Consider the following 3079-nt stretch of genomic DNA (forward strand, 5'->3'; position numbering starts at 1 on the left):
GGCACTCTATAAGTCGTTACCCAAAGGAAGAAAAAACCAGCGTTCGACGCGAACCAACTGCCATCATCCATCACCGAAAATATACTCTGCCGCGACCAAGGAGCCTTGGGTGCTGGCGACGAATCTTTGTTCAAGTTCACGAATGACTTGCGAGACAGGTTCAACTCCTTTCAAGAATTGTTCGAGTAGTACAGATTGATTATCGGTGAGCTTGGGTAGCAGTTTTATAAGCTTGTGGAACTGTGACTGAAGCATAGGAGTTCCCTCCAATCGTTGCCTACTTTAAGTATAACAACAGTTAAAGAGAACATAGCCATTGGAAAGCCTGACCGAACATTAAACACCCGAGGCTCATCTGACTATTTAACGGCATCACCCGAGCCACTGCCCGTCGCTGTCATTAAGATGTACTTGAAATAGTCTTTAAGAGTCAACGAATCTATCATCTGCTTGTCCGTTTTAGCCAAAAGCTCAGGGGTTGACATATCGATGTTCTGCACTTGAGCCAGCCCAGTGATGCCCGGTAACACATCATAAACACCCAGTACATCGCGCTCTTTAATCAACTCTTCCTGATTAAATAAATTGGGTCGAGGGCCGACTAAACTCATCTCACCTTTAACCACATTAATTAACTGCGGCAATTCATCAATTTTAGTTTTACGAAGAAAGCTACCCAGCTTTGTAATTGAAGCGTTGGTGGCTAAATGACTAGCTACTGACTTCGTGTCCACAGACATCGTACGAAACTTGATTAGCTTAAAAGGTTTCTTGTTACGCCCAACTCGTTCTTGAACGAAAATTGGAGAGCCAGTATCAAACATCCCCAACACGACAACAACCAGAAGAACTGGCCACAGAAACAGCAAACCAAAAAAAGCTGCCAAAAAATCTATTATACGAATCATTTTCGTCCTTTATTTAGTTGCGACATAACTTCTTCCATCGAGTATGGAGGTATCCAGTTCAACTGTTGTTTCAAATTTGAATTATCAACGTGTAGGTTACCAACTAACTGTTCGACTAGCTGTGTTTTACCTGTCAATCGACCAGCAAGTCTAAATAAACCAGCGGGGACTGGAAATTGAATAATTTTTCGATTCAACCCTCGCGCAATTTGGTTAGTAAACTCACCTACCGATACTGTCTGTCCTTCACTTGCTAAAAACACATGACCACTCGCGTTTGAATGCGTAGCACAACGTAAAAGCAGGTCAGCTAGGTTCTGTGCTGAGATAAAATCACGCTTATTTTTAATTGAGCCAAATGGAAGGAACGGAACTCGTGCTATAAGTTTACTCAATAACCCGAAATTACCCGGAGCATCTGCCCCATACACTAGTGTTGGTCTAACTATAACGACTTCAAGCCCAGTCTCTTTTGCAATTGTCTTCAAGCCTTGCTCAGCGGAGAGCTTGGATCGCGTATAATCATTGTCAGGTACAAGTGGGCTAGTTGGTGTAAATGGTTCTTTAAAGGTGTTCGGACCATGCACACCAATCGAGCTAACAAATACAAACCTTTTGACACCAGCCAATGCAGCTTCGCGAGCTAAATGTAATGCACCATCCACGTTTACCTGCTGGTAATCATCACTAGTGAATGTTCGTGAGTGAGCAAGCGCAGCAAGATGGATTATGGCACCTATATCACTAAAAGCACCAGACCAATCTGTTTGTCCATTGAGCGCACTAATCGTATATTGCTCGCACTCCCAATGATCACAATTATCATTTTCGCGTACAACAATGCGCTTTATGCTAGTGTCGCTGCTAAAATGACTTCCTACGAAGCCACTGCTACCAGTCAGTAATATATTCATCAATCGAGACTATTTTGGTTAACATTGTAATTTGACAACAACTTAACTGAGTAATGATCGCGGTACCATGCAACAAACTCAGCAACACCTTTTTCCAAGTTCACCTGAGGCTTATAGCCTGTCGCCTTGAACAAATCAGTTGTATCTGCATAAGTTCGATAAACATCTCCAGGCTGCATCTCTCTGAAGTTTTTCTTAGCTTCAATGCCAATTTCAGCTTCAAGTGCTTTAATGAAGTCGATCAAGCTCACCGGTGAGCCGTGACCAATATTATAAACAGAGTATGGTGCAGAGCTCGATGCAGGTGTACCTGTTTCGACTTTCCACTCATTAGTTCGCTGTGGAACCACATCTGCAATCCGCACAACCCCCTCAACAATGTCTTTAACATGCGTGAAGTCGCGCCACATATCACCATTGTTATTAATGTCGATTGTTTCACCGGCAAATATCTTCTTAGCGAAGATGAAAGGAGCCATATCAGGGCGCCCCCAAGAACCATAAACCGTGAAAAAGCGCAGCCCTGTCGTTGGGATATCATACAGGTGGGAATAACTGTGAGACATCAACTCGTTTGATTTTTTCGTCGCGGCATAAAGTGACACAGGGTGATCGACCGAGTCAGACGTTGAGAATGGGACCTTTTCATTCAAGCCATAAACTGAACTTGAAGAAGCGTAAACCAAATGACCTACTTTATGGTTTCGGCAAGCTTCAAGGATGTTCAAATGACCAACTAAATTGGAGCTTGCATAAGCTTGCGGATTATCGATTGAATAACGAACACCCGCTTGAGCTGCCAAATGAATAACTCGGTCAAACTTGTGCTCTGAAAAGAGAGTTTCCAGCGCAAGACCATCAGCGATGTCCATTTGCACAAACTCAAATGCAGGCGCTTGAATTCTATGCAGTCTTGCATGCTTTAACTCGACATCATAGTAATCATTGATGCTATCGATACCGACAACTTCATATCCAAAAGATAGGAGCTTTTCAGCAACGGCACTGCCAATAAATCCGGCTACGCCGGTAACCAAATATCTCATATTTACTTCCAATTTCAATCTGGGCGATTTGTACTGAGGAATTCCCTGATGATTTTTATAAAAATCATCAAGTTAAGCTGGATGCACATCTTGCCATGTGATCAAATAGTTCTGCTAAAAATCAACTGACCAGACAGCAAGATGTGTGAACTCAATATCCTACACGATTCTCTTTACCAATTCTGCCCTGAACTACACTTAAAGCGACTTA

At 42.8% G+C, this 3079-nt stretch carries 3 protein-coding genes and 2 pseudogenes; 1 reads left to right on the top strand and 4 read right to left on the bottom strand.

Features of this window, described 5'->3' with window-relative positions:
• A pseudogene (locus tag HGG78_RS18505) lies at positions 1 to 127 on the top strand (IS4 family transposase); the annotation flags it as partial.
• Here the strand turns inward: HGG78_RS18505 and HGG78_RS18510 are convergent.
• The 4 genes and pseudogenes from HGG78_RS18510 to HGG78_RS18525 all read right to left on the bottom strand — a co-directional run.
• Positions 106 to 255: pseudogene (locus HGG78_RS18510) on the bottom strand (IS1595 family transposase); the annotation flags it as partial. The pseudogenes HGG78_RS18505 and HGG78_RS18510 overlap by 22 nt on opposite strands.
• A gap of 104 nt (positions 256 to 359) precedes the next feature.
• Positions 360 to 908: a sugar transferase gene (locus tag HGG78_RS18515; RefSeq protein WP_172533784.1), complete on the bottom strand. Its 549-nt coding sequence runs from the start codon at positions 906 to 908 to the stop codon at positions 360 to 362.
• A complete protein-coding gene (locus HGG78_RS18520) occupies positions 905 to 1822 on the bottom strand; it encodes an NAD-dependent epimerase/dehydratase family protein (RefSeq protein WP_172533785.1) in 918 nt (305 codons plus the stop codon). Before HGG78_RS18520 ends, HGG78_RS18515 begins: the two co-directional genes overlap by 4 nt.
• Entirely contained in the window at positions 1822 to 2868 is a 1047-nt protein-coding gene (locus HGG78_RS18525; protein ID WP_172533786.1) for an NAD-dependent epimerase, read from the bottom strand. Before HGG78_RS18525 ends, HGG78_RS18520 begins: the two co-directional genes overlap by 1 nt.
• Between the last annotated feature and the right edge of the window lie 211 nt (positions 2869 to 3079).

The organism is Vibrio aestuarianus (assembly GCF_012395185.1).
Taxonomy (GTDB): Bacteria; Pseudomonadota; Gammaproteobacteria; order Enterobacterales; family Vibrionaceae; genus Vibrio; species Vibrio aestuarianus.